Source organism: Spiroplasma endosymbiont of Glossina fuscipes fuscipes (assembly GCF_049669535.1).
Taxonomy (GTDB): domain Bacteria; phylum Bacillota_I; class Bacilli_A; order Mycoplasmatales; family Mycoplasmataceae; genus Spiroplasma.
In genome coordinates, this window is sequence record NZ_CP187162.1 from 1,302,388 (window position 1) to 1,328,611 (window position 26,224).

The 26,224-nt window shown below is 26.4% G+C and carries 27 protein-coding genes, 2 tRNA genes and 4 pseudogenes; 12 read left to right on the plus strand and 21 right to left on the minus strand.

Annotated features, from left to right (window positions below; translation table 4 throughout):
* Positions 1-65 precede the first annotated feature (65 nt).
* From ACOBWH_RS07870 to ACOBWH_RS07880, 3 genes and pseudogenes are all read left to right on the plus strand, one after another.
* Positions 66-443 carry a hypothetical protein gene (locus ACOBWH_RS07870; protein ID WP_424526396.1) on the plus strand — a complete coding sequence of 126 codons (378 nt, stop codon included), beginning with the start codon at positions 66-68 and terminating at the stop codon, positions 441-443.
* On the plus strand, positions 443-679 hold the full coding sequence (locus ACOBWH_RS07875; protein WP_424526397.1) for a hypothetical protein: 237 nt from the start codon (positions 443-445) through the stop codon (positions 677-679). Before ACOBWH_RS07870 ends, ACOBWH_RS07875 begins: the two co-directional genes overlap by 1 nt.
* Positions 680-691: 12 nt before the next feature.
* Positions 692-2,837 (plus strand): annotated as a pseudogene (locus ACOBWH_RS07880) (spiroplasma phage ORF1-like family protein).
* A 21-nt stretch (positions 2,838-2,858) separates the two neighbouring features.
* Here ACOBWH_RS07880 and ACOBWH_RS07885 read toward each other — a convergent pair.
* Positions 2,859-3,239 carry a lipoprotein gene (locus tag ACOBWH_RS07885; protein ID WP_424526398.1) on the minus strand — a complete coding sequence of 127 codons (381 nt, stop codon included), beginning with the start codon at positions 3,237-3,239 and terminating at the stop codon, positions 2,859-2,861.
* Between the two features lie 72 nt (positions 3,240-3,311).
* Between ACOBWH_RS07885 and ACOBWH_RS07890 the strand changes: the two are divergent.
* A pseudogene (locus ACOBWH_RS07890) lies at positions 3,312-4,157 on the plus strand (IS30 family transposase).
* A gap of 61 nt (positions 4,158-4,218) precedes the next feature.
* Here ACOBWH_RS07890 and ACOBWH_RS07895 read toward each other — a convergent pair.
* From ACOBWH_RS07895 to ACOBWH_RS07925, 7 genes are all read right to left on the minus strand, one after another.
* Positions 4,219-4,680, minus strand: a complete 462-nt coding sequence (locus ACOBWH_RS07895; RefSeq protein ID WP_424526399.1) for a hypothetical protein — start codon at positions 4,678-4,680, stop codon at positions 4,219-4,221.
* 217 nt (positions 4,681-4,897) lie between these two features.
* Positions 4,898-5,116, minus strand: coding sequence for a hypothetical protein (locus ACOBWH_RS07900; protein ID WP_424526400.1), 219 nt, complete (start codon positions 5,114-5,116; stop codon positions 4,898-4,900).
* 381 nt (positions 5,117-5,497) lie between these two features.
* Positions 5,498-7,072: an APC family permease gene (locus ACOBWH_RS07905; RefSeq protein WP_424526401.1), complete on the minus strand. Its 1,575-nt coding sequence runs from the start codon at positions 7,070-7,072 to the stop codon at positions 5,498-5,500.
* Positions 7,073-7,279: 207 nt separating this feature from the next.
* Entirely contained in the window at positions 7,280-9,994 is a 2,715-nt protein-coding gene (gene mgtA, locus ACOBWH_RS07910; RefSeq protein ID WP_424526402.1) for a magnesium-translocating P-type ATPase, read from the minus strand.
* Between the two features lie 380 nt (positions 9,995-10,374).
* Entirely contained in the window at positions 10,375-10,668 is a 294-nt protein-coding gene (locus ACOBWH_RS07915) for a PTS sugar transporter subunit IIB (RefSeq protein ID WP_070407132.1), read from the minus strand.
* A 166-nt stretch (positions 10,669-10,834) separates the two neighbouring features.
* Positions 10,835-12,472 carry a lipoprotein gene (locus ACOBWH_RS07920; protein WP_424526403.1) on the minus strand — a complete coding sequence of 546 codons (1,638 nt, stop codon included), beginning with the start codon at positions 12,470-12,472 and terminating at the stop codon, positions 10,835-10,837.
* A gap of 74 nt (positions 12,473-12,546) precedes the next feature.
* A complete protein-coding gene (locus tag ACOBWH_RS07925) occupies positions 12,547-13,362 on the minus strand; it encodes a hypothetical protein (RefSeq protein ID WP_424526404.1) in 816 nt (271 codons plus the stop codon).
* A gap of 825 nt (positions 13,363-14,187) precedes the next feature.
* Here ACOBWH_RS07925 and ACOBWH_RS07930 point away from each other — a divergent pair.
* The 4 genes and pseudogenes from ACOBWH_RS07930 to ACOBWH_RS07945 all read left to right on the plus strand — a co-directional run.
* The gene (locus tag ACOBWH_RS07930) at positions 14,188-14,463 is read left to right on the plus strand and encodes a transposase (protein WP_424526405.1); all 276 of its coding nucleotides are present in this window, start codon (positions 14,188-14,190) and stop codon (positions 14,461-14,463) included.
* A 119-nt stretch (positions 14,464-14,582) separates the two neighbouring features.
* Entirely contained in the window at positions 14,583-14,873 is a 291-nt protein-coding gene (locus ACOBWH_RS07935) for an IS3 family transposase (RefSeq protein ID WP_424527453.1), read from the plus strand.
* Positions 14,874-14,885: 12 nt separating this feature from the next.
* Positions 14,886-15,296, plus strand: a complete 411-nt coding sequence (locus tag ACOBWH_RS07940; RefSeq protein WP_424527455.1) for a transposase — start codon at positions 14,886-14,888, stop codon at positions 15,294-15,296.
* 27 nt (positions 15,297-15,323) lie between these two features.
* A pseudogene (locus tag ACOBWH_RS07945) lies at positions 15,324-15,860 on the plus strand (IS30 family transposase); the annotation flags it as partial.
* A 131-nt stretch (positions 15,861-15,991) separates the two neighbouring features.
* Here the strand turns inward: ACOBWH_RS07945 and ACOBWH_RS07950 are convergent.
* A complete protein-coding gene (locus ACOBWH_RS07950; RefSeq protein WP_424526406.1) occupies positions 15,992-16,342 on the minus strand; it encodes a hypothetical protein in 351 nt (116 codons plus the stop codon).
* Positions 16,343-16,413: 71 nt separating this feature from the next.
* Positions 16,414-16,626, minus strand: a complete 213-nt coding sequence (locus tag ACOBWH_RS07955) for a hypothetical protein (RefSeq protein ID WP_424526407.1) — start codon at positions 16,624-16,626, stop codon at positions 16,414-16,416.
* A 332-nt stretch (positions 16,627-16,958) separates the two neighbouring features.
* On the opposite strand from ACOBWH_RS07955, the gene ACOBWH_RS07960 reads away from it, so the two are divergent.
* Positions 16,959-17,300, plus strand: a complete 342-nt coding sequence (locus ACOBWH_RS07960) for a hypothetical protein (RefSeq protein WP_424526408.1) — start codon at positions 16,959-16,961, stop codon at positions 17,298-17,300.
* A 25-nt stretch (positions 17,301-17,325) separates the two neighbouring features.
* On the opposite strand, the gene ACOBWH_RS07965 is transcribed toward ACOBWH_RS07960, so the two are convergent.
* Positions 17,326-17,517, minus strand: a complete 192-nt coding sequence (locus ACOBWH_RS07965) for a hypothetical protein (RefSeq protein WP_424526409.1) — start codon at positions 17,515-17,517, stop codon at positions 17,326-17,328.
* 176 nt (positions 17,518-17,693) lie between these two features.
* Between ACOBWH_RS07965 and ACOBWH_RS07970 the strand changes: the two genes are divergently transcribed.
* On the plus strand, positions 17,694-17,939 hold the full coding sequence (locus ACOBWH_RS07970) for a hypothetical protein (RefSeq protein WP_070407138.1): 246 nt from the start codon (positions 17,694-17,696) through the stop codon (positions 17,937-17,939).
* A gap of 58 nt (positions 17,940-17,997) precedes the next feature.
* Here ACOBWH_RS07970 and tyrS read toward each other — a convergent pair whose 3' ends face one another.
* The 8 genes and pseudogenes from tyrS to ACOBWH_RS08010 form a co-directional block, all read right to left on the minus strand.
* Positions 17,998-19,248 (minus strand): tyrosine--tRNA ligase, encoded by a 1,251-nt coding sequence (gene tyrS, locus ACOBWH_RS07975; RefSeq protein ID WP_424527457.1) that lies wholly within the window; start codon positions 19,246-19,248, stop codon positions 17,998-18,000.
* A gap of 43 nt (positions 19,249-19,291) precedes the next feature.
* Positions 19,292-19,798 (minus strand): hypothetical protein, encoded by a 507-nt coding sequence (locus ACOBWH_RS07980; RefSeq protein ID WP_070407140.1) that lies wholly within the window; start codon positions 19,796-19,798, stop codon positions 19,292-19,294.
* Between the two features lie 2 nt (positions 19,799-19,800).
* Positions 19,801-20,154, minus strand: coding sequence for a hypothetical protein (locus ACOBWH_RS07985; protein ID WP_070407141.1), 354 nt, complete (start codon positions 20,152-20,154; stop codon positions 19,801-19,803).
* Positions 20,155-20,235: 81 nt separating this feature from the next.
* Complete coding sequence (locus tag ACOBWH_RS07990; RefSeq protein WP_424526410.1) at positions 20,236-21,303, minus strand: hypothetical protein; 1,068 nt, start codon at positions 21,301-21,303, stop codon at positions 20,236-20,238.
* A gap of 43 nt (positions 21,304-21,346) precedes the next feature.
* Positions 21,347-22,369 (minus strand): nicotinate phosphoribosyltransferase, encoded by a 1,023-nt coding sequence (locus ACOBWH_RS07995; RefSeq protein ID WP_424526411.1) that lies wholly within the window; start codon positions 22,367-22,369, stop codon positions 21,347-21,349.
* A pseudogene (gene ytpR, locus ACOBWH_RS08000) lies at positions 22,362-22,751 on the minus strand (YtpR family tRNA-binding protein). Before ytpR ends, ACOBWH_RS07995 begins: the two are co-directional and overlap by 8 nt.
* A 234-nt stretch (positions 22,752-22,985) precedes the next feature.
* Complete coding sequence (locus ACOBWH_RS08005; RefSeq protein ID WP_424526412.1) at positions 22,986-23,579, minus strand: M20/M25/M40 family metallo-hydrolase; 594 nt, start codon at positions 23,577-23,579, stop codon at positions 22,986-22,988.
* The gene (locus ACOBWH_RS08010; protein ID WP_424526413.1) at positions 23,555-24,076 is read right to left on the minus strand and encodes a hypothetical protein; all 522 of its coding nucleotides are present in this window, start codon (positions 24,074-24,076) and stop codon (positions 23,555-23,557) included. Before ACOBWH_RS08010 ends, ACOBWH_RS08005 begins: the two co-directional genes overlap by 25 nt.
* Before the next feature lie 129 nt (positions 24,077-24,205).
* Between ACOBWH_RS08010 and ACOBWH_RS08015 the strand changes: the two genes are divergently transcribed.
* Complete coding sequence (locus ACOBWH_RS08015; RefSeq protein ID WP_424526414.1) at positions 24,206-25,048, plus strand: DegV family protein; 843 nt, start codon at positions 24,206-24,208, stop codon at positions 25,046-25,048.
* A 14-nt stretch (positions 25,049-25,062) separates the two neighbouring features.
* Positions 25,063-25,920 (plus strand): DegV family protein, encoded by an 858-nt coding sequence (locus ACOBWH_RS08020; protein WP_424526415.1) that lies wholly within the window; start codon positions 25,063-25,065, stop codon positions 25,918-25,920.
* Between the two features lie 49 nt (positions 25,921-25,969).
* Here the strand turns inward: ACOBWH_RS08020 and ACOBWH_RS08025 are convergent.
* Together ACOBWH_RS08025 and ACOBWH_RS08030 are read right to left on the minus strand one after the other, a co-directional pair.
* Positions 25,970-26,062 (minus strand) — tRNA-Ser (locus tag ACOBWH_RS08025).
* Between the two features lie 12 nt (positions 26,063-26,074).
* A tRNA-Trp gene (locus ACOBWH_RS08030) sits at positions 26,075-26,149 on the minus strand.
* Positions 26,150-26,224 lie beyond the last annotated feature (75 nt).

Sequence of the window (26,224 nt, forward strand, 5' to 3'; positions counted from 1 at the left end):
TTTATCTAATTTTTTAATTTATATAATTGAATTTTTAAAAAAAATAAAAAAAGGAAGTGGTAAAAATGATTAATTTGTTGTCAGAAAGTAGTAATTGAGATAAAATTTTTAGTTTTATTTTTGATGTAATTTGAAACACAAAATTACCAATGACAAATACAACGATTGCTTATTTTATAATCTTTTTTATGGTTATTAAATTATCAATTTATGCAATACATGGTACATCGACGCAATATAATGAATTAGGTTCAACTGTTCAAAATAGTACATCAAAATTATATTCTGCAACAACTCGTGGAGTTTCAGATACTAAACAAGGTATACAAAAACATGTTAAAGAACGTAAACAATTTAAAAATAATCGTAATAAACAACAATTATCAAATTTGGCTAAGCAAGCAAAAACGAGAGAACAAGGATACCGGAGAGTGAATAAATAATGATTAGATTAGTTTTATTAGTTGCAGCAATCGCTATTTTTGGTACAGGTTTTATAACAGTTATTATAAATCAACTTACATCAGCAAAAAACATTATTATGGATCTATATAATTCAGATACTTGGTTACTTTCGTTGTTTGGCAAAATGGCAATCTTATTTTCTCACCCATTAATGCTTGCAATATCAAGTTTATATATTTTAGGTTTTATTGTTTCAAAAACATTGTATAGTTAGGAGTCATTAAATATGAAAAAGACAATATCTTTATTTTCAATATTTATTTTAGTTATTTTAAGTTTAGTGATTCCTTTTATCACTTTAACGGCTTTTAAACCATTAAATCAACAAACTTATAACATTGAACAACAAGCAACTGGAATAAATGAAACTGATTTTATTAATACAATGTTTTTACGCAGTAGTTTTTTTGAAAACTGATCAGAAACAAATTATTTTATTAACCCAACATTAAAAACATCACAATCATTAATTTATAATGATAAATGATATTTAGATTTTTTAAAAGATAGTTATTCTACCGGAATTTCATTCGATAAGCCTAGTGATCAATTTATGGACTTATATAAAAATTGAGATACTTATGCTAAACAATATAACATTGATAAGTTTTATGATGTTGATAAGAGACAATTTTTAAAAGAATTAACTAATTTTTCTTATTCTTTTGCTAAGTATTTTAATACTGTTGAAGTTATTAATAAATTAGAAAAGTATGCTGATAATTTACAAATAGTTAATCTGGTTCATCAAAATTGAAAGTTAATAACATCTGTTATTGGTGAAAGAAATACTGGTAAAACTTATATTGGTATTTTTGGAAGTAAAACAAACTGAAATATTATAGATTGAAAAGGAATTGAAGGAGAAGGAAAATGACATTTATATGAGTATAAATCAATTTATCGTTGAGATGGTGAAAGTGAGCCTGAAATACCAACAGTTGACAATAATGGCAATCCTAGTTTTTGGACTGACAATCAATATCAAAATACTCGTTCTTTTTTTATTAAAGTATATTAATGCTATTGTGCAAGAAAATATTCGAGTTCAGCAAGGTGGTAACCCCGATTATGATGATCCAAATTTAGGTAGTCAAAGAATAATATTTGATTTTGAAATTATTAATAATTTAGATAAAGCTAGTACTGGTACTATTTTAACTAAAAAATCAATTTATCGGATGATTTTAACGATTGATGAAAAGAAAAATATTATTGCTGGGAGTTTAGAGTTAACACACCTAAAACAATATTGAAATGGTAGTGATTACAATAGTTATCGATATACTGATGATTTAGGTTTTTTATTTTTTTATGAAAGAAAAAGAAAATATATTTAATTTTAGTGCTGAAACATATAATTATTATCAAGGTAATACTCCTAATACTGGTAAAATAGTTTTTGAACAGATGAAAGGTCAAATTAATATTAATAAATTTTTAAAAGCTTTTTTGCGCATGCGTTGGTGCCAGTGTTTCAAAATCGTAGTAATTTTATTGAAAGTGGTTATATTGATAATTTACAATATAATACTGTTCTAATTAACTTTTTTGGTTTAAAGTTAGTTAATTTTAGAGATGTTTTAATTGACGAAAAAAATACTAATAAAACTCAATTTGAAAAATTATTAAATAGTATGTTTACGGTTTCGCAAAACTTTTATAAAGATTATTTACGAACCATTTTTGATTTAGAAAATAACACTTATGTACAAGGATATAATAAAAAATATGGTTTGTTAGCTAATAATGGTTTTAAAATTTATCCACGTTACTTTTATTTTTCAGATAAATACAAGAAATTAGATATTAAATTATATTCAGCGTTTAAAAATCGGTTTTATAATACAAATTATGGTAATGTATTTAATTATGATTTTTCAGTTGCAAATGACTATAATATTAATCAAAATGAGGGTTATGTTTTTGAAGGTGCTTTAAAAGATAAATATGGTTTAAAATACAAAAAAATTGAAGAACAAAAAATTGATTATAATGTTTTTGAATTACAAGCTCAAAAAGAAAATGATATGTATCGATATTATGATTTTAATTTTGGAATCTATAACTGACAAGAAATTAATAATGGTGAATTATTCCCTGACGGTCAATGATGACAAGCACAATATGAAAGTTGTAGTTGATATAACTTAGCATGTCATATTCGAAATGCGGCAATTTGAATTGTTAATAATATTCCAGGTGTTAAGCAAATGAATGAATTAGCAAGTGGCGTTGGTAAGATTTTTCAAACAATATATAGTTTTTTTAATCAAACATTTGAGGTATGAAAATTTAGTCCAGCATTATATAACACAATAACAAATATATTCCTATTAATTATATTTATGAAATTTGTACGATTAATTTAAAAAGGAACTATTAAGTTCCTTTTATTCTTTTCAATCTGTAATTTTTCCTGTTTTATTGTCAACTGTTGGTATTTCAGGCTCACCTTCACCATCTCAACGATAAATTGATTTATACTCATATAAATGTCATTTTCCTTCTCCTTCAATTCCTTTTCAATCTATAATATTTCAGTTTGTTTTACTTCCAAAAATACCAATATAAGTTTTACCAGTATTTCCTTCACCAATAACAGATGTTATTAACTTTCAATTACTATTTTCTGGTGGTTGTTGTGGAATTCAAGGTTTATCAGGTTTATTACCGTTACCGTTTTCATTATTATTAGGTTTATCACAAGCTGTTAAATTTGCTGACATTCCAACTAGTCCACATACCCCTAAAATACTTAGTAACTTTTTCATTTTCAACTTATTCCTACCTTTATTAAAAACTTGTAATAATTATAACAAAAAATTTTAGAAAGGTATTTAATAATGAATTATAAGCATTTCAGTATTAATGAACGTGTTATATTAAGTCAGTTATTAGTATCAAAACTATTTCAAAAGAAAAATGGTAAACCAAATTTATCTAAAATAGCAAAAGCAATGGATAAACATCAAAGTACTATTTTACGTGAAATTAATCGTTTTTATAATGCAAAGTATTATAATGCTGTTAAAGCTCATAAAAAGTATCTTAAAAATCGTAAAAAATCAGTCAAACATATTAAATTTTCATATCACCAATTAATGTGATTAGATGAAAAATTTAATAAATTTCATTGATCCCCAGAGATTATTTGTTATCAATATAAACGTGAATTTGGTATTAAATTTCCTGTATGTTTAAAACTTTATATAAGTATATTTTTCTTGGTTTATTTGGTTTAAATAAACGTAATTTATACTTTCATGGTCAAAAAAACAAGAGTAAGCAAACTATTAATAATCGTGGTAAATTAACTAGTTTTAGAACTATTGCAGAAGCTAAACATAATAAAAATGAATTTGGCTGATTTGAAATGGATACAATAGTTGGCAAAGATTTGAAATCTGTTTGTTTGGTTTTAACTGAACAATTAACTAAATTTGAAATTGTAAAAAAGTTAAAAGATAAGACACCAAACGAAGTAATTAGAGTTATTAAAAGTATTTTCTCAAAAACCTATTGTTGAACGGATTAATCGTGATTTAAGACATTGATTTCCTAAAGGAATAGATTTAGATATTTATTCACAACAATATTATGATGAAATAGCTAATATAATAAATGAAAGACCAAGACCATGTTTAAATTGAAATTCAGCAAAAAGTTTATTTATTCATTTTTTTAAATAACTATTAAATTTGTAGAAATAATTCAGGTTTAATCTATTTATTTATAACTTTTCTAAATTTTTTAATTATATGAATCAATATGTTTAAAAATTAATTTTAAACAATTAATAAGTATTTTAAATATATCGTATTTCTGATGTTTTAAATTTATCTTATATTCTTCATTATCATTTAAAACAGATTGTATTCCTAAGCGATTAGCCTCAATATATTTGTATTTTAACTTTTTGTTTTCTTCAAAATATTCAAGTGAATAATATTCATATGCAATATTTTTTATACTTGGTTGATATACTTTTGTAGGATGTTGAAGAATATTTCTGATTTTTTGCAAATCATTATAATTTTGATTTCAAATTTTAATTTCATTTTCATCAAAACTATCATAAAAATTTTTGTTAATATCTTCTTTTGTTTTTAACAATTTATCATCTTTTAGATTAAGTCAAACTTTATCTAAAATCTTATCTTCGGTTTCTTTTGTTAATTTATTTGTTTCGAATAAAAATGCTATATTTATCATTCTAATAAAATTTTGTACTATTAGCTAAAGTATCAAAAATTATAAGTATATTATTTCTAATATTAGAATACTCAGAACCAATAATTGTTAAAATTCATTTAAAATTATAACTTTGTTTTGATAACTTATTTTCCAAAAAAATAGATAATTCTTCTTTTGTTTTTATTTTAGAATTTTTAGAAATCATGTTAATAAATAATGTTATAAAACAATCTTCTTAATAATTTTCAAAATTTTTTGTTGGTTGGTTTAATATTAAATGCAAGTAATAATAATTTTTGAAAAAATCTATTTCAGATTGAGTAATAAAATTAAAATTTCCCATTTCATCCTTAAAACTTATTTTTTTACCATAATATTCTATGTTTCTTTTAGTAAAATTAATTTCAGTTCCTTCTTTATTTACATTTTTTGGTATAATTATTTCTTTTTTCATAAAATAGTTCCTTTATTAACATAGAGATATAATATCATAATTTAGTAAATTATGTTAATTTTACAAAAAATATTTTTTATTTTATGTTATTATTTAGTTAATAGATTTGTTGCACTTGTATTTACAATTTACATAATAAAATTTATATTTTTATTATATCACTAAAACAATAAAAAGTAATTCTAATTTTAACAGTAATATTACTTATTCTTTTTATTGCTATTATGTAGGGGATTCTACATAAAAAATTAATTCTTGTCTTTTTTAACGAATAAACTACCAAAAACTCCCCTATTAAAAAGATTTATTCCCCCTATCGAAAGGGGACTTTATTACCAATAAAAAACATATCTAAGAAAATATGTTTACTTTTTTTGTTACCTACGTTTTATTATCTTTAATTTCTTCAATATTATCATCATCTGTGTCAACACTAATATTTTTATTATCACCATTATTTTGGTAATCTATGCTTTTAATGGTCCTAATATTTTTCCCTTTTGTTTCATTGTCTTTCATTCATAACCCAAGTCATGGTAAAACTAAAATTAGCATTAATAAAACAATTGCTAAAATTGGTCCTGTTTTCTCTAACATTACAATTGCATTTAAGAAATATGAATAAACATTATAACTAATAATTGTTACAATACAAATCACACTAATAATAGCTGCCGGGATAAAATATCAATTCTTAGTTGTTTTAATCCGCTGATGATAACAATTGTAAATTCCTAAGCCAATAATTGCTCCATACATCAAAAAGGCCATAACAACACCAGCATTACTAATAAAATCATAAAAATTATAAGTCTCTTTTGCAAAAACAGTTGGAATTCCCATAATTAGTCCCCATACTAATGTTATGATGACTGCAGCAACAAAATTTGCTAAATTAAGACTACGTTTGGCAACAATTTTATTACACCATTTTGCCCCAATAATAAAATTATCCTCAATTGATGACCGACTTAATTTTACCATTGAAAAACTATAGCCATTTAAAGTTCCAAAAGCACTAATTAAAATAAAGACAAAGATAACCCGTTCAAAAACTTTGTTCGTAACAGGATTACTAAAAATCTTTCCGGCAACAGCAGCAACACTTCCACTAGAATCTAAGTTTAAAGTTCCAATTGAAACAATTAGATAAAGAATCGTCACTGATGTTAATCCTAGTACCAATGCTAATGGAATATTACGTTCTGGTTTTTTAACATCTTTTTGAATATATGTTGTTGATAAAAACCCATCAAATGAAAATAAAATCCCCGGTAAAGCCATTAAAATCATTTCAAATCCACTTTTATTTGATACTAACTTATATTTGTCAGGATCCCCTAAGCCCGATTCACTAAAAGCATTTGGATCATTTTTAAAAAAGAACATTCCAATTAAACCAACTAAAACTAACGGAATTAACTTTAAAACAACTGTTGTCATTTGGATATATTTCCCAGTTTTTTCTAAATAAGTACAAATATACATTAATAAAATAGTATAAAAAATTGCAAAAAAAGTTAAAATTAATTGATAATTTCCATAACCACCAACCCTTGAACTAAACGCAATTTCAGCATCTAATCCACCACCAAAAGCTCAAATTGATGCTTTTGTTGTATAATAAGCTACAGTAAAAGTAGTTAAGGGAATATAAATATGATTCATTGCATTTCGTACAACACGGCCAAAACGTTGCCCACCAAATAATTTTGCATATAAGGCAATTCCTGAATTAGAATCTTGTTTTGCTGATGAAATTTCCATAAATGACAATCCAAATGAAAGTGCCATCACACCCCCAATAATTCAAGCAATTAATCCTAAAATTCCATTACCATTTGTTAATCCATAAACACCCTCATTTTTAAAGAAGATTCCCGTTCCAACAACTGTTCCAACAACCATACAAAAACACATAAAAAATCCATATTTTTGAGCAGCCTTCTTCTGCATAATTCAATCTCACCCTTTCCATTAATTTATTTTTCAGTTCTCAAAATTATGAAACGCTAAATAATAATTTTTAGTATATTATTTAATATCAAAATTTTAACACAAGTATATTTAAAATTTTAACATTAAAATGATAATTCCAATAAAAAATAAAAGGAATTGTTAATTTTATTAACACATTCCTTCTAAATACTTCATTATACTATTTTATAATCAATTTTTAACCACTTTAATATAACCAACTTTTGACAATTGTGCGGTAATACAATATGCCGCAATGACACCCAAAACAATTGGAATATATACCAATGGTGGGGCGGTCATCGGAAAGACATTGTTAAAGACATATGGAATTAAGAATCCCAACACCATAACAAGCGCTGTTGACACATTAACTGGTCAAGTTGGTCTTGATTGAATAAATGGAATTTGTTTTGTTCTGAACATTAACATTACTACTGATTGTGTAATTAAGCCTTCAATAAATCATCCTGATTGGAAAATGGCAACATGGTAAGCAGCATTTGCTGAATTTGGATCAGCAACATATGCATTAAAGACACCAAAGCCATAACCTAAAATAACAAAGGTAATTATGTCAAAGACACTACTAATCGGACCATTAACAAAGGTAAACGACAGCATTCCCTTTGTTCGTCAACGCTGTGGTTGTAATAAGAAATCTTCATCAACCCGGTCAAACACAATTGCAAACTGTGAAAAATCATAAATTAAATTTTGGAATAACATTTGTACTGGCAGCATCGGAGTAAATGGTATTCATCATGCCACAACAATTAAGGAAAAAACATTTCCAAATTGTGACGCCATTGTTATTTTAATATATTTTAAAATATTTCCAAATGTTAAACGTCCTTGTTCAATTCCATGTTCAATTACATCTAATGATTTTTCTAATAAAATAATATCTGATGCTTCTTTAGCAACATCAGTTGCATTATTAACTGAAATTGCAATATCACTTTGTCGTAAGACAGGAACATCATTAATTCCATCACCCATAAAACCAACAACGTGATTATTAGCTTTTAATAAAGCAATAATTCTTGATTTTTCAATTGGATTTAGTTTAACAAATACATTATTAATTTCAACGGCACGTTTTAATTCATAATCAGTTAATTTGTCTAATTCTTCTCCAGAAATAATCCCTTTAATTTGCATTCCAACACGGTCACAAATTGAACGAGTTACAGCAGCATTATCCCCTGTTAAAATTTTTAAATCAACACCACGAGCCGCTAATACTTTTACCATTTTTGCTGCTGATGGTTTAGGTACATCTAAAAATGTTACATATCCATAAAAAATTAAATCTTTCTCATCACTAATACTATATGCTTTTTTATCATCATTAACAACTTTATAACCAATTCCTAAAACACGATATCCCTGATTGTTCAAACGCGTTACAGTACTAGTAATTTGTTTTTTCATTTCATCATCTAAATCAACAATTTTATTTTGATAGTAGATTTTATTTGAGACATTAATAATTTCTTCAATTGCTCCCTTTGAAATTAATTTTGTTTCCTCCTCGTTTTTAACAATTATTGTTAAGCGACGACGTTCAAAATCAAAAGGAATTTCATCAATTTTTTGATATTTATCAGGAGTAAAATAATGTGAACTATCCTTAACATGATCTATAATTGCTGTATCTAATGGATTTTTAATTCCAGTTTGAAAGTAGCTATTTAAGTATAAAAGTTTCAATAAATTTGTTTCTTTTTTATTATCTAAACTTGCATAATTAATTAACTCAATTTTATCATTTGTTAATGTTCCGGTTTTATCCGTGCATAAAACATCAATTGCTCCTAAATTTTGAATTGCTCCTAAATTTTTAAAAACAAGTTTACTCCGACTCATTTTCCGAGCTCCCCGTGCTAAGTTACTTGTCACAATCATTGGCAACATTTCTGGAACAATTCCAACTGCTGCCGCTGCTGTTCATGTAAGTCCCCCCAATCAATCATTTTTAGTTCCCGAATAAATTAGGTAAATAATTGGGGCCATAATTAACACAAACATAATTAATAAAAATGTTACCCGTTGTACTCCTGTTTGAAAATTTGTTAGTGGGCGTTTTTCTTGTAATGCACTTGAAATTGATGAAAAATATGTTTTAATTCCAGTTTGAATCACCATTGCAATTGCACTTCCTGAAACAACACTTGTCCCCATTAAACAAATATTTTCTAATTCTAATAAATTAGAATTACTTGTTATTGCATGTTTTTCAATTGGCATTGATTCTCCCGTTAGTGAAGCATGGTTAATAAATAAATTTCGGCTAACTAAAATTCGAACATCCGCAGGAACCATATCCCCACTTGATAAGTAAACCAAATCACCAGGCACCAAATCACGAACATCAATATCTTCTCCTTTTTTAATTAGTTCAAACATATTATTATGATTAATGTTCCCATATCCTTCAATATCACGAATCGCCATTGCCTTATTGCTTACAATACTAATTAATTTTTTTGTGACAAAGTGGGCTTTAATCGTTTGAATATAAACAACTGTCCCACTTGCAAAAATCATTATTGCAACAATAATTGCTGGTAAAACATCAGCAATTCCCCGTTCAGCAACAGGAGTAGAGAAAAATTCATAAAAGTTTCAAACACTAATTGCCATTAAAACTAAGTTAAATGGTCCAAAAAATGATTTAAAGAAATTTAAAACTCAGTTGAATTTTGTCGTATCTACTTTATTATATCCATATTCTTTTTGTAAATTTTCTACATCAGTAGTTTTTACCCCAAACTGATTATCTTTGAATTTAGTTAATAATTCAGTTTGGTTCAGTTTTGAACATGATTTTAATTTTTTATCATTAAAATTCAGCTTCTTTAATAAAGCTTCTTTTGTTCTATCTCTCCCAAACATATTCTGCTTCCTTTCCTACTTTGTTTCTTGACACAACAAAATAAGAAGATAAATTAACGCAAGCAAAAAATTTAGCAATTATGCACAATTACGGTGATTATCTCTTTGATGGTCAAAAACAATATTAAATAATAATGTATTACTTTTATTAAAATTAATACCCCTCGTTAACCGGTCCATACTGGTTCCGGACTGTTCCTGTTGTCCAAGCATAGAAATATCACCACTCTTTCTTTAGTCAAAAATAATACACATATATTTTAACATAAAAAGGAAGGGATATGGTTTTTATATAAAAAATATTTTTATTGTATAAAATAAATAAATAAAAAGTTTGATAAAAATAATGCAAAGACTATCTTTGCATTATTTTGCTTAATCTAATCAAATAATGTATTAACAAAATTAATAATCCCTTCTGAATCATTGTTAATATATAATTCAGATGGTAACACAACAACTTTACTATTTTTTAAAATAGCTCTAATTTTTGTTGTTAAATATTCAACTTGCGGGGCTAATAAAATAATATCATAATCATCATTTTCTAATTCTTCTGGCGTTATTGCAAAAAACTGCATATCATAATTATTTTTTGCAATAACATCATTAATCTTATCTAAAATTCGATTAGTACTAATCCCCGCTGAACAAATTAAACTAATCTTCTTCATATAGAGCCTCCATTTTTTACTATTCATAATTATATTAAATTATACTGATTATAAATTAAAAATGCAATAATTTAAAAAATGACTTTGGTAATAATACCAAAGTCATTTATATTTATTATTTATCCCTGTTTAACTTAAAAGAAATCTATAGCAACTTTCTCAAAAATTATGACCCTAAAATTTTTGAGTTAATATCCGGAATAAAAATCATATGTAAATCTTCATTGGTTGTTTTAAATAAAATTGTCTTATCATTAATTGATTTTACAGTAAAACCAATACCATCAATGTTAATTCGCACATCAAATGCTGTTGCTAAATCATCAACACCATTGGCTAATTTTCATTCACCATTTGGTTGATCTTGATATTCAATATGCCATTTACCACTAGTTAATTTAACCTTACTATTAGCAATTGCTGTTTCACTGTGACCATTTATTTTTAACATCGTTGGAATTAATTGTTGAATTTCTTTGCTCAGCGGAATTGAAAAATTAAAATCTCATTTAACAATATGAGCTGTTAATTTTAAATCTGAATTTAAATCATAATTAAATAATTGATTAATAAAAGATTTAACATGTTTTACCGGAAGAATATCAATAATTCCTTCTGTTCCTGATGTTACTTGGTATCAACGTGGCGGAATTTGCTCATATTTAATATTAATAGTTGTTGTAACAAAAAGCACTTTTACCGCAATCACAACTGAAATTGGTGTCCTAACAGCCGATCACTCATTACTTTTGTTTTTTCAACCATCAAATAAATTATGTAAAATACGTTCTAAATTAGTACCAAATTTAATTTTGCCACCATTATTACTATCAATATCTTTATTAACATCTAGAAAACCATCATCATTAATATTTCGTGGTGTATCAAATAAATATTGAATTAATAGTAACAATAAATTTTGTGATTTTTGTTGTTGGCGTTGTTCAACTACAAAATTACGAAAATGAATGATATCTGATGCTAAACTATTTAGAATATCAAGATATTTTGCTTTAATCGTAATTGTTGCTGTTGTTCCAATAATAATATTTTGTTCTATTGTTTTATCAATTGCTCCATCTTTTAGGAAATCACCAACACCTGGTAAATTAGTTAATAAATTAATAAAATTTTGTCATTTTCTTCAATTTAAATCACTATTATTAAATTTTGTTGGAATAACAGTTGGTAAATTATCAAATAAACCAACCTGAGTAACTATGCCTAAAATAGTTTCAATTGATAAACTACTTCCCGAAATTGGAAGGTCCATTTTTGAAAAAATAATTGTTAAACTTTGATTTAATTTTTGAATTGTTTCGTTAGTTAATTTCAAATCATTAGTAGTAACCGCAACAGCAAAATTATTATCTTCTGTTTTCGGATTAACTAATTCTTCTCCCTTAAAATCAGCAGTTAACTCCAGTTGCCCACAATGCATTACTGATTCATCAACAACTTCAATTTTACTAAAATTAGTTTGTTTTAATATTAAATCATCACCAAATTCAGTAAAATTATTTTTTAAAATATTAAAAGCATCATCAGCATTAACTGTTTGAAAATCATTACTATCAATAATCATCAGCGTTAATTCAGAAAAACGATTTAATTTATTAATAATTTTAGTTTTTGCCGCTTGGACAGGATCTTTAACAGTAGTTGGATCATCTACTTGATCATGCTTAGTATTTGAATCATTGTCTGGCTTTACCCCAGAAGGTTGATTCTGACATACTGTACCACTCAAAGCCGCTGAACTAGTTAAAACAAAGCTCCCTAAAATAGTTAAAAGTTTTTTCATTTCTTTATTTCCTTTACACTCTCTACTATCAATAAAAACTTTTATTTAATTAAAAATAACTACCCGAGAACATTCTAATTTAATAACTCCCGTTGATAACCATTAACAATGATTTTTAATTCTTTTTCACTACGTTTATTAACCAACATATACATTTGCAACCATTTAATAATATTATCTAATTCGATTAATAAAACAAAGTTAAAGTTTTGTTTAATGTTATGTTTTTTGAAAATTAATAAAATCTTATGAATCATAATTAAACTATCAACTGAAAAAGCAATTGAAAACAATACAAAAACACTTTGTGAAAACAACACAACAGATAGATTATTTTCAAACAAATCACTATGAATTGCTTTCATTGAATTAATGTAAGTTAAAATCTTATTAATTAAGATTATTTTTAAATATTTTGTTCACAGTTGTCTGAAAAAATATAATGTTACAATAACTGAAACAAAACCTAAAAACCCAAAAATAACAACACTATCACCTGTTCTAACTTTAACTTTGTCAATTGCATACACTGCAATTAGGATAAATTCAAAAACAATAGAAACAATACATATTATGGAATCAGTATAATAATTTGGAAAATGATGCTTGCCTATTAAAACTCATCAACTAATAGTAAAGGTCATTAAATGTAGTAAATTATGAATAATTAGTAATCGTGACATATTTAATAAAAAATAAAAACTAATTTGAATTATAACTAAAAAAATAATTGCCAAGGTTTTTTTAACTTTTATTTTTAAAACAGAAAGATTAGTAATATATGAAGCAAGATAAAGAACCGCAAAAAAAACTAATATTTTAGCAATAAAAATTAATAATGCTAAATCAATATATTTAAACCCAAAAAATGTAAAAATTAATTTGTCCATCTGCTCTCATACCTTTGCTTTTTTTAAATTATTTCCGGTACTTTCAACTATTATATATATTTATTTACAAAAATGCAAAAATTTTTTTTAAAAAGTCCAAATATTATTTTAGGTACCAGTTTAACAAAAATTTCTTAACTATTTTCAAAAATAGTTAATCATTAAACCGCTTAATTTAAAAGTATCTTATTTACATATTTATTAAAACACACTTCTTGAAAAAAGGGAATACTAAAATGAGAATATTTTAAAAATATTCTTTTTTGCAAAATTAATGACTTTTTAGCTACTATCTTACTACTATTATTTCTTTTAATGCTTTACTAATTCCAGTAGTATGATATTGCATTACAGGCATACCTCCTTTTTTAGGTTCATATAATGAATTATTAGCATCATTATTTTACTTAGCCATTTTCATATTTTCTAATGAAATATCTTTATTTTCAAGCTGTTCTTTAAACATTTCTTTAACTAAGTTTAATCCATTAATTTTTGCTACACGTAAGGCTAAGATATTCCTAAATGAATCATATGAATATATCTTGTTTTCATGCCCTAACTGTGCTTTTATTGTATGTGATATTAATGCTTCTGCACATGCGCTTAAACATCAATCATGTTTATACGCAATAATACCATCTTTACGTTTTTTTAAGTATTTAATTACATTTAATAAATTATTTTGTTTAGTAATTAAATTAGATTTATTTTTAAAGTATTCTAAATGAGTGATTAATTTTGTATTGGATGGGTTAAGATAAATTGGACAACAATAATGTAGAGTAAAAGATTATAATTAAGTTACAATGGAGGTGTAATTATATGACAAAGAATCATTATACCGATGAATTTAAACAACAAATTGTTGGTCTTTATAAATCAGGCAAAACATCTGGTCAATTATCTAATGACTATCAAATTGGTAAATCCATTGTTTGAAAATGAGTGCATGAATTTAACAATTCAGGATCATTTAAAGCTAAAGACAATCGCTCTGTTGAAGAAAATGAACTTATTCAGTTGCGAAAAGAAAACAAACAATTACGAATGGAAAATGATATTTTAAAGCAAACAACACTGATAATAGGCAAAAAATAGTAATTATAAAAAATAACAAAGAAAAGTATAAAATTACTAATTTATGTAAAACACTAAAAGTTGCTAGATCAACATTTTATTATCAATTAAAATCAAATAAACTTAGTCAAGCCCAACATATTGATAATACTATTATCAGTATTTTCTTAAAAAGTAGAAAAAACTATGGTACAAGAAAAATTAAAGTTATGTTAGCACAACAAAATATTATATTGTCACGAATAAAAATTAGTCAAATAATGCAAAAATATAATTTAATTTCAAATTATACAAAAATTAAATATAAACATCATAATAACAAAAATATCACTTACAAATATAATAATTTGTTAAATCAAGATTTTGATAATTATAAATTACATGAAGTTGTTGTCAGTGATTTAACTTATGTTTGAATTAATAATCAATAATATTATGTATGTTTATTGATTGATTTGTTTAATCGTGAAATTATTAGCTATGATGTTAGTTCTCATAAAGATGCAAAATTAGTTGAAAGTACTTTTAACAAACTTAATTTTTCTTTAGAAAATATTAAAATATTTCATACTGACCAAGGAAGTGAATTTAACAATAGTACTATTTATAAACTTTTGACTAAGAACAATGTACAAAAATCTTATAGTAAACCTGGATATCCTTATGACAATGCAGTAGCTGAATCTACTTATAAAATTTTAAAAACTGAATTAGTCAAAAATAAAAAATTTAAAAGTATTGAAGAATTTAAATTAGAATTATTTGATTATGTTAATTGATATAATAATACTCGTATTCATAGCAAATTAAATTATTTATCACCAATCCAATATAAAAATCTTTACTCTATATAAAATTTGTCCAAAAAACCCTTGCCATTCCAAAAAGGGAAATTTGATAATCGTGGTAAATTAACTAATTTTAAATCAATATGAGATATTGAAAATAAAAAATCTGATGCTGGTTGATTTGAAATGGACACCGTAGTTGGAAAAGACCATCAATCTAGTAATTTAGTTTTAGTTGAAAAATTAAGTAAAAATTACTTTGTAATGAAATTGAAAAATCATACCGCTAATGAAGTTGTAAAAAAGTTTAAGGATATTGTTATAAGAAATAATTTAATTGGTAAAATTAAAGGAATAATAACTGATAGAGGAAAAGAATTTAGTAAATGAAGAGAATTAGAAATATTTGCTGAAACACAAGTTTATTTTTGTGATCCTGGTTCACCACAACAAAAACCATTAATTGAATATATGAATTCTGAACTTAGAGAATGATATCCTAAGGGAACTGATTTTAATAATATTAGTCAACAAAAAATAGATTGAGTAGTTGAAGTTATAAATGGAAAATTAAGGCCTATTTTAAATTGAAGAACAGCAAAAGAAGTATTTTTAGAGAATTTTAGATAAGTTTATTTGAACAATTTAATAAATTATTTTTCAGTGTGCTTAATTTTCCTTAAAATGAAATAAAAATTATAAATATTTTAATTTTTAAAAATTTATAATTGATTTTTTATAATTTTTGTTTTATTATTTAATTAATAAGATTTGTTGCACTTCATTTTACATAATTCCAACTTAGAAGCTTGATAATAAATAATATATCCATTTTGACTAGCAATTTCTAATTCTAATTTTTCAAGATCAGTAACAGTTAATTTAGACTTTCGATTAAATATTTTTGAATAAACAATTTCTCCATAAGCATATCTATCAAAAATTATATTTAAGGAATCATCAGAATTTAATTTTGAATATCATTCATAAGTATTAGGCGTTTTTGAATCTGAGTGTATTATTATCCCTTGTGAATTTAAATTATTACATAATTTATTTGCAAAAGTTGATTTGCCAACACCATCGATGCCCTCTAATACTATTCTATTCATTTATCGATATTCTTTCATTCATTAAGTCCATGATATCCATTCCTGATTTCTTATTCGCTCTTTCCAAGAGTTTAAATGCTCTTCCTCTTTTTTAAAATCTTCGAAAAAATTACAGATGAATTTAAATTTAATAGTTGTCTCTCACAATCAGGGTAATTAGCTAAAAATTGAGCATTACAAGAACCAAGTATTAAAACACGATGTATCCATTCATCAATTGCATTTTCATTTAAAAAATCATAAATATATGATTTATATATTTTTTTAAATAATTTTATAGTCATTTCTACCTCCCATTTGTTTATTACGTAAAATAAGGATTTGTAACTAATTAAAATATCATTTTATTCAGTCATTTTATTAAATAAATAATATAAAGATAACAAACTGAGTAAAATTTGACAACAATGAAAAATAGTATCTAACTTTTAAAATACCTGAAAAAATCCTTATTTTATCGTACGATTGCAAATAAAAAACCGCCCGTTAAGCGGTTTAGGAGGTACCTAATTTGATATTCGGTATTTTAAAAATAAATGTTATAATTAAAACGAAGTTGATAATTTAAAGAAAAAAATATTAACATTAAAAAGATTCAGGAGGTAAAAAAAGATAAATGTTACCAGAAAAAATTGATATTTTTATTGATGAACATATTGATAAACCTTTATCAGAATACATTAAAGAAAATCCACGGTTTATTTTAGAATTTGTTAATAGTTTAACTTGAGAGGAAAAATTTGAATTAATTTCTGATTATGTTGCAACAAACGAAGAAATTGAAAAAGCAATTAACACACTAAATAAATATATATCATTATTTATTGAAGATGAAATTAAGGAACGTGTGATTCAAAATATTTCTGAAGAAGAATATCTACGTCATAAAGCAATTGTTGAAATATACGAAAAAGCTAAAAATGAATTAGAATTGAATAAAAAGAAAACTCCTAATTAATAAATAAAAAATAATACAGAATGTATTATTTTTTATTTATTAATTTAAGATAATTAACGGAATTAAAATTTTCTGTCTTATTATTTTTAAATTCTACTTCTTTAACCGAATATTTATAATTATATAAGTTTTTATTAGTATCAAATTTTATTTCTATTTCTTTATCAAATTTTCGAAAGCCACTAAATTTTATTGTTTTAATTAAAAAATTGTTCATAATAATATGTTCCCTTATATATCCAGATTTTTAATATATAAATGTATATTAAAAATAAGAAAAATAATTTAAAAATTAAAGAATAAAAGACATAATTTCAGATTTTTAAGTTAAAATAATATTAAGTGTATTTTACACAGATATAAATGGTCAGACATACCAGAAAGGTTCTAAACATGAAAAAAACTGAGAAAAGAAAATTAAAATTATGACATAAAATTATAATTTGAGGAACGTTAAATGCTTATGCTTTAGCATTGTTAATTGCTGTTTTAGCATTACCACAAACACCTTGACATTGTCGTTTATTTGCATTTATTAATATCTTTGTTGTATTATTAATCCAAGTGATTTATTATACTCGTCTTTATGTTAAAAATAAAAATAAAGCTGCCAAGAACAAAACCGTTGAATTAAAATAATTTTATATCTTAAAAAGACACACTTATAAAAGTGTGTCTTTTTATTTTAAATACATAATTATTCACAAGAAATTAAATGGTATTTTCGTTTTCCACGACGAACAATTAAATATTTATTAAATAAAAATTTATCTTTTGTAACAACCCATGCTTCATCATTAACAACATTCCCGTTTATTGTGATTGCCCCTTGCTCTAAGAACTCACGTCCTTCTCGTTTTGATGGCACAATTTCAGCTTGAACTAATAAATCAAGAATTGGCAAATCAAAAGTTGTTAATGAAAAAGATGATAAACTACCTTGCAATTGACCCAATTGCTGTTTCGATAATTGGTGCAAATTACCATTAAATAATGCTTCACTTACAATTTGTGCTGTTGCTAATCCATCAGTTTGATGTACAAATAATGTTACTACTTCAGCTAATTTTCTTTGTGCAATACGCTTTGCTGGTTCCTTTTGATGTTCTTTTTCAATTGCAATAATTTCTGCTTCCGTCAACATTGTTAAATAACGTAATAATTTTCCAGTTTCTTGATCATCTTGATTAAAGAAAAATTGATAAAATTCATATGGTGATGTTTTTTTTGGATCTAATCAAACCGCTCCTGATTCTGTTTTTCCAAATTTTGACCCATCAGCTTTAGTTAATAAATTCATTGTTAAACCACATGCTAAATTATCTTCGCCGATTTGTTTATGAATATAGTCTGTCCCTGAAGTAATATTTCCTCATTGGTCACTTCCCCCCGTTTGAACAGCACAATCATAATTTACATATAATTGATAAAAATCATACGCTTGCAATAAAGTATAAGCAAACTCGGTATATGATAACCCAACCTCAATTCTTGTTGCAATATTTTCTTTTGCTAACAAGTAACTAATATTAAAGTCTTTCCCCACATTTCGTAAAAAATCAATTAAAGTCATTTTTTGTAACCAATCAGCATTATTAACCATTCGTACATTTTTTCCAATTAATTGTTGCATTTGGGTGCTTATTGCTTGAACATTATGCATAATCGTCTGGTCATCTAATAATATCCGTTCTGCTTTTTTACCACTTGGATCACCAATCATTCCGGTTCCACCACCAATAATAGCAATTGGCTGAAAACCAAACATTTCAAAACGTTTTAACAACATAATTTGAATTAAATGACCAACATGTAATGAATCACCTGTTGGATCAAACCCACAATAAACCCCCTTTTTTAAAGCTTGGGCTTTTAATAATTTTGTTTCATTAGTTACTTGCTTTAATAGACCTCGTCATTTTAATTCTTCTATAATATCTTTTACCATCATTTATTCCCTCTACTATTTAAAAAACTCTAAAATGTTAGAGTTATTCTTTATCGACTTTTGCGATTTTTTTAAGTTGATTAGGTTTTTCCTCTTCAATAATTTTTTCTGAAATTGACGCTGATGTTTTTTTCAAATCTTCCGTTACCTTAATTCCGGCATCAATTGCAGAAACTGTTATTTTAGCTAAATCTTTCGCAACTGCCCGAACATTTGGTGATTTTGCCGCAGCTTTAATTAATTTTACAGCCCCAACATCAATTTTTTTTAATGCTTTATAGGCCATTTCTTTCGTTGAAGCAGAATCTAAAATTTCTACAGCACCCTTAACATCTTTAATTCGTAATTCAATATCCGCTGCTACTTCATCTGATTCGATTCCTTGTGATTTTTCTCACACAATTTCAATTTTATTAACCATTTTTTTCAATTGTGGATTATACTTTTTAACTAAATTAATAAAATCTTGCCGTAATTCTGATCCTTTTTTAGGAGCAATAAGCATCCCCGTTACCATAATTGCTAATGTTTTAACAAACTTAAAAGCCATAATTATTCCTTCTCATCAGAATTAGCAAAATCTTTTAATTTATCAACAATTCGATAAGCAATATCTTTATTACGAGCAATAACTTTTACTCATGCCTTAACATTCCGTTTAGCAAAGGCTTCAAATACATCAATATAATTTGAAACTTTAACAACTGTGTCAACAGTAGAGTTTAACATTTCTGATTTATAAGTTAAGTCTTCAACAAAATAATCAAATTTCTTAGCAGCAATTGCAACTTTCCGAGCGGCAATAATTCCATAACAACAAAATACAATCGCTAAACATAATAAAACAATAATTAAAATTGTTTGTGAAATTAATAAATCGTCACTAGTTGCTAAGATATATATCATTTCTTCCACCCTTTTTTCTAATCAAATTAAATATTACTTTTACATTATAACTTATTTTATTTAATATCAAAATAAAAATCCTTATTTATTCTCATCTTTATCAAGATTTTTACTTTCATTAATTTGAGCCTTAACTCGTTCTTTTCGTTTTTCCTCAGCTTCTCGCGCAGTACGTTCTTCCAATTCTAACATACGTGATAAATATGGATTACGTTTAGTATAATAATCATTAACATGTTTTGTTTCTGAATTTGAATCATCTTTTCGTAAATCATGCAAATTTTGATGATATTGTGCGATTGGTTTTGAACGACGTAAGAATTGATTATTTAAATTACTCTCTTGTAAATTAAGTAGGGTCTTAAATCGAACTGCTCCTGCTTTAGTTGAGTTGTGTTGAATCAAGCAACGGCGTTGTTCTAATGGCATATTTTCGGAAAAATTATCATCAATATGATAAGCTTCTGCAACCGCTTGACGAATTTGTTCATTAATTAGTTTTTGTTCTTCTAATCCTTCGAACAATGCCGTTTGTTCATACTCATCAACTTGATAACGTGGTTTGGGATTACTAATTTTTTGTTTAATTTGTTCTAACTCCAATGTTAATTCAGCTGTTCGTTCCCCAAAAAAATTTTCCCCATTTTTACGTGGTTTAAATAAAAATGATACGGTTTGGGCTGCTTGTTCTGATAATTTATTGCGATTTTTTAAAGTTGACTTAATTGTGCCACCATCTGTCAATGGATTATATTTTTTAAAATATTGTTCAATATTAACTTTTTCAGCATCTGAAACTTTTTCTTCAACAACATGAATTTTTGCTAACTCAGCTTTTTTCTCAACAATTTTTTGTTCAATAATTTCATTAATTGAATTAGAAGCAGCACTTTCTAATTCATCATGCAAATTATGTTCATAACTACTCATCGTACTTTTAAAATCATTAGCCCCATCAAGTTTTTTCCCATACAATGGTGAAATAACTTCTCCCAATGAATTTAAAGAAGGTTTTTCCTCAGCTGGAGGTTCAATATTAGTTGCTTTTGATACTTCTTCTTGTTGTCGTTTTTGTTCACGCTTTAGATGAGGATAAGCATCATCATGATTATAATAAGATTCGATTTTTTGGTTTTTATTTTCACTCATCATGAAAACCCCCCCTTTATTTACCTATATTATAAAACATTTCTTACTTTTTAACTAGTCGATTTGAAATAATGTTATGCCGACCAAATTTGGCTTGATCAACACCATTTAATTGCACAGCATCACCAGTAAAACCAATATTAATTTTTGCTAAAGATTGACCAACCCCATAAATATCTACTGGCACTCCTTCCTTCTCAAATTCAATAATTTTTTGAACATTAAATCCTGAAGAAACAATGATTTTAACATAATCATAACCTTGTTGATCTAATTGTTGGCGTAAGGCACAAACTAAATGTTTATTTACCCCGTTAATTTCACCAAGTGGGTATTGTTTTTCTTTCCCAAGAAAATATTTGTCAACTAAAGCTTGCGATGTATCAACACGAACCGCATATAAATTTGGGAATTCAACTGCCACTTTTAAAGTATCAGTAATAACATCATTATTATAATCAACTAAGGCCACTAATTTATCAGTTGGATAAAATCGTTGATAAGCATGTAGTGCCACAATTAAATCTCCATTAAATGCTTGAATTAAAGCGTGCGGGACAGTTCCCATTGGTTCATAATTCCCTGTCAATTTTGTTACCTGAGCTGTTGTCACAAAATTGGTAATTCCCCCAACTTTAGCAGCATAACCATCATTTTCTTGATTATAATAATAATCACTACGATCGTTCATATAAATAACTGGTTTATTATTTGCTACCTGTAAAATTCGATGACAGTTAGTCGCAATACTAGTTTGTCGTGCTAAAATACCATCAATGATTCCTTCTAAATGACCAAATTGATAATAATGCCCCGTAACTTTTAACACTGGCTCATTTGGTTGAATTACATCACCATCAGTCAAAGCTGTAATTTCAAGTGTCTCTGGGTTAAAAGATTCCGTTTTTAATAATTCAACACACTCATTAACCCCCGCCAAAATAACATTTTCTTCCCGCTGAAAAAATTGCATTGTTATAATATCATTTGGTTTCTCATTTTTTAAAATATTAGCTGTTTTTAAAAAATAAAAGGCACTATAATATCCTGTTTTAATTTTACTCATTATAATATTCCTTTCAAAAACTATTTCCAAGATGATATTGTTTTGGTGATAATAACATAATTTTTTTACCAATACTAGAAAATGATAATCCTAATTCTCGTTCTGAACATAACATTCCATTTGACATAACACCTCGTAATTTACTAGGAACAATTTGTAATGTTGAGGGCATAATTGCACCAACTCGTGCGACAACAACTAACTGACCAACCTCACAGTTATCTGCTCCACAAATAATTTAAAGAATTTCAGAACCAATCGTAACTTGACAAATATTTAATTTATCAGAATTAGGGTGTTGCTTACATTCTAAAATTTGACCAACAATAAATTGGGGTTTATTATTAATATTATGAAATAGATACCCTTGTTTTTTAAACATTGTTGCTAACTCTGTTAATAATAATTGATTATCACTATTAATACCTGGTCTTAATTTTGTTGTTAAATGCTGACTAGCATTTAACAAATTAAAACTATGACATTGAATATTTTTATTATGAAAAAAACCATTCTTTCTTAATCGTATGTTCTCCTTGCGTAACGATTGGTTCATACCCAACTAAAACATCAAAATCCGGCTGATAGAATAAACCAATTAATACTGTCTCCATTTTTACCTCTTCTCACTTCAATTAAAATTCTTAATCTTTGTCTCATTTAAATCTTCAATAATAGTTGTTACCAACTTAATTGTTTCATTAAAATCATCTAAATCAATAATACCACTAATTGTATGTAAATTACGAGCAATTAAACAAGCCGGAATTGTCGGAATTCCACAATCCATTAAATGAACACGTCCAGCATCAGTACCACCTGGGGAAATATAAAATTGATACTTAATTTGATGTTGCTGCATTAAATCAAGTTGATATTTGATCAAATCATGCCGAGTAACATAACCATTATCCATTCCTCGTAACATTACACCTTGCCCCAACTGACCAAAGGTATTTGTTGATTCATAATCTTGCCCGGGTGAAACATCTGTTACAATTGCAAAATCTGGTTTAATTAACGTTGTCGCAGTTGCTGCGCCACGAGTTCCAACTTCTTCTTGAACACTAAAACCAACATATAATTCAAAATCTAATCCCTTATTTTTAATTTGTTCTAATACTTCTAATCCTAAAATCACACCCATTCTATTATCAATTGCCTTTGATAACAATCGTTTGTCATTTAAAAAACAGTTGGTCCTTCACAAATAACAAAATTGCCTTCCCGAACAGCAGCAGCATATACTTCTGCTTTTGAAGTAAATCCAAAATCAACTAGCATATTACTAATTGACGTTAGTTTTAAGCGTGCTTCTGGTGATAACAAATGGGGAGCAATTGCCGAAATTGCTCCGGTTATAAAAGTTCCATCATCTTTTAATAATTTTACCCGCTTAGCTAATAATGTTTGTTCTCAAATTCCTCCTAATGGATTAATTCTAATTAATCCTTTTTCATTAATTTGACTAACCATAAGACCAACTTCATCACCATGCGCCATTAGCATTACCCTTTTAGCATTTTTAATTCCTTTTTGATTACGAATAACCGCAAAACAACTTCCTAAATTATCTTGAATTATTTCTGTTGTATACTTTTGATAATATTGTTTCATTAATGTAACAACTTGTTCTTCACACCCTGATGGCCCAAATGCTTGCAAAATATTTTCATACATTATTTTCTTTTCGTTAGTAATTTTCATTTTTATCTTCCTTTCGTTCTTGAAATTATTATATCAAAGTTTATAATTATTATATTGTTAAGAGTTTAACAATATAATAACTAAAATTCAATGATAATTAAATTTATAGAAAATAAATGGAGGGCAATTATGCGTAAGGTTGCATTAATAATAGATTCATCGTCAGGAATCAAGAAGGACAAATTAAAAAAATATAAAGATACCTATTTACTACCATTATTATTAAATTTCCCAGATGGGAGTGAAGTTGAAGATGATGAAGATATTATTTCATTTAATGAATTTTATGATATCTTAGAACACCAAGTAATTAAAACAAGCCAAATTCCAATGGGAAAAATGTTAAATACTTGAAATGAATTATTGAAAAAGTACGATAATATTGTTTTTGTAGGACTGTCAAAAGGTTTATCGGGCCAGCATGAAAATATCTCAATATTGGCACAAGGTGAAGAATATAAAGGAAAGGTCTTTGTTATTGATACTGATGGCGTTAGTGAACTATTAGTTTTTATGATTGATTTAATTTACAGTTGAATTCAAGAAGGTGTTGAATTAACAGAATTTCAACCAAGAATTGATGTAATTAAAACAAAATTTAGTGCATTTATTATTCCAAAGAGTTTAGAAACACTAAAACGAGGTGGTCGAATTACTGCTGCCGCAGCAGCACTAGCATCATTATTAAAAATAACACCAATTTTAAGATATGATGGTCGAATTGATAAATTTGACAAAACAAGAACATTTAAAAAAGCTGTTGAAACAGCTCTTAGTCAAATTAAAAAAGAACGCGAAAATTGAAAAAATATTATTTTACTACATTCTAAAACAGATAACGAAACTTTAAACGAAGTTTATCAAATAATTGAGAATGCTGGTGCTATAATTACTTCAACATACATTCTAGCAAACGTTATTGCTGCTCACACCGGCCCTAATACCGTGGTCCTAGTATGTTGAGATAAATAAAGGAGAATAACTTTATGAATAAAAAAATTGCAATTCTAACTGACTCATCAGCCGGTTTTACAACAGCAGAAATTAAAGAATTAGGAATCCATGTTATTCCTTTACATATTATTTTAAATAACGAAACCGATATTTTAGATACTGAAGAAGAAATAAAAAAATATCACTTCTATGATATTGTTAAAACAGGAAGTACTAAAACAAGCCAAGCTTCAACAGGAGAATTAATGGCAAAATATGATGAAATTTTGAAAACATATGACGAAATTATTCATTATCCTATTGCCGAAAAACTATCAAGTCAATATGCAACTGCTTATACTTTAAGCCAAGAAAAACAATATCGCGGAAAAGTCCACGTTATTCGTAACCACACGGCCGCTTTTGCTTTAAAAACATTAGTTATTTATACCAATGAATTAGCACAACAAAATCTCACTGTTCAAGAAATTATTGCAAAAACAAATGCCTTAGAACAAAAAACATATATGGCAATGATCCCCGGTAGTTTAGAACGCTTATCAAAAGGGGGGCGCGTTGGAAAAGTGTTATTATCATTGATTAATCTATTTAAAATTAAAATTTTAATTCAATGAGGTGAATATCCCAAAAAAATTGCTTCATCACGAACATTAAATAATTTAATTGAAGCACTAGTTGAAACATGAGATAAATTTAAAAAAACAGTCAAAGAAAAATTTCAGTTATTTGTTTTAAAAACAAATCAATGTACTGATAAAATTTGAGATAATGTTACTCAAAAATTAGACGAATTAAAAATAAATTATCATACCGAACAATTAGCTAATATTTTTGTTGCTCATGCTGGCTTAGATACAATTGCCTTTGTTGCAATTCCAGAAAATAAATAAAAGGAAAAACCATTTCTAAATTAGAAATGGTTTTTTTGTTTTCTTTTTATGGCGGAAGTAAAGAGATTCGAACTCTTGCATGGATCACTCCACCTAACGGTTTTCGAGACCGCCCCCTTCAACCAGACTTGGGTATACTTCCATTTTATTATCCTGGCAGGGGTGATAGGACTTGAACCCACAACGTACGGTTTTGGAGACCGCTGTTCTACCATTAAACTACACCCCTAAATTCTTTTAAATCATAACACAAATATTATAAAAGAATAATAATTCTAAAATAAAAAAAGTATCTTCATACTTT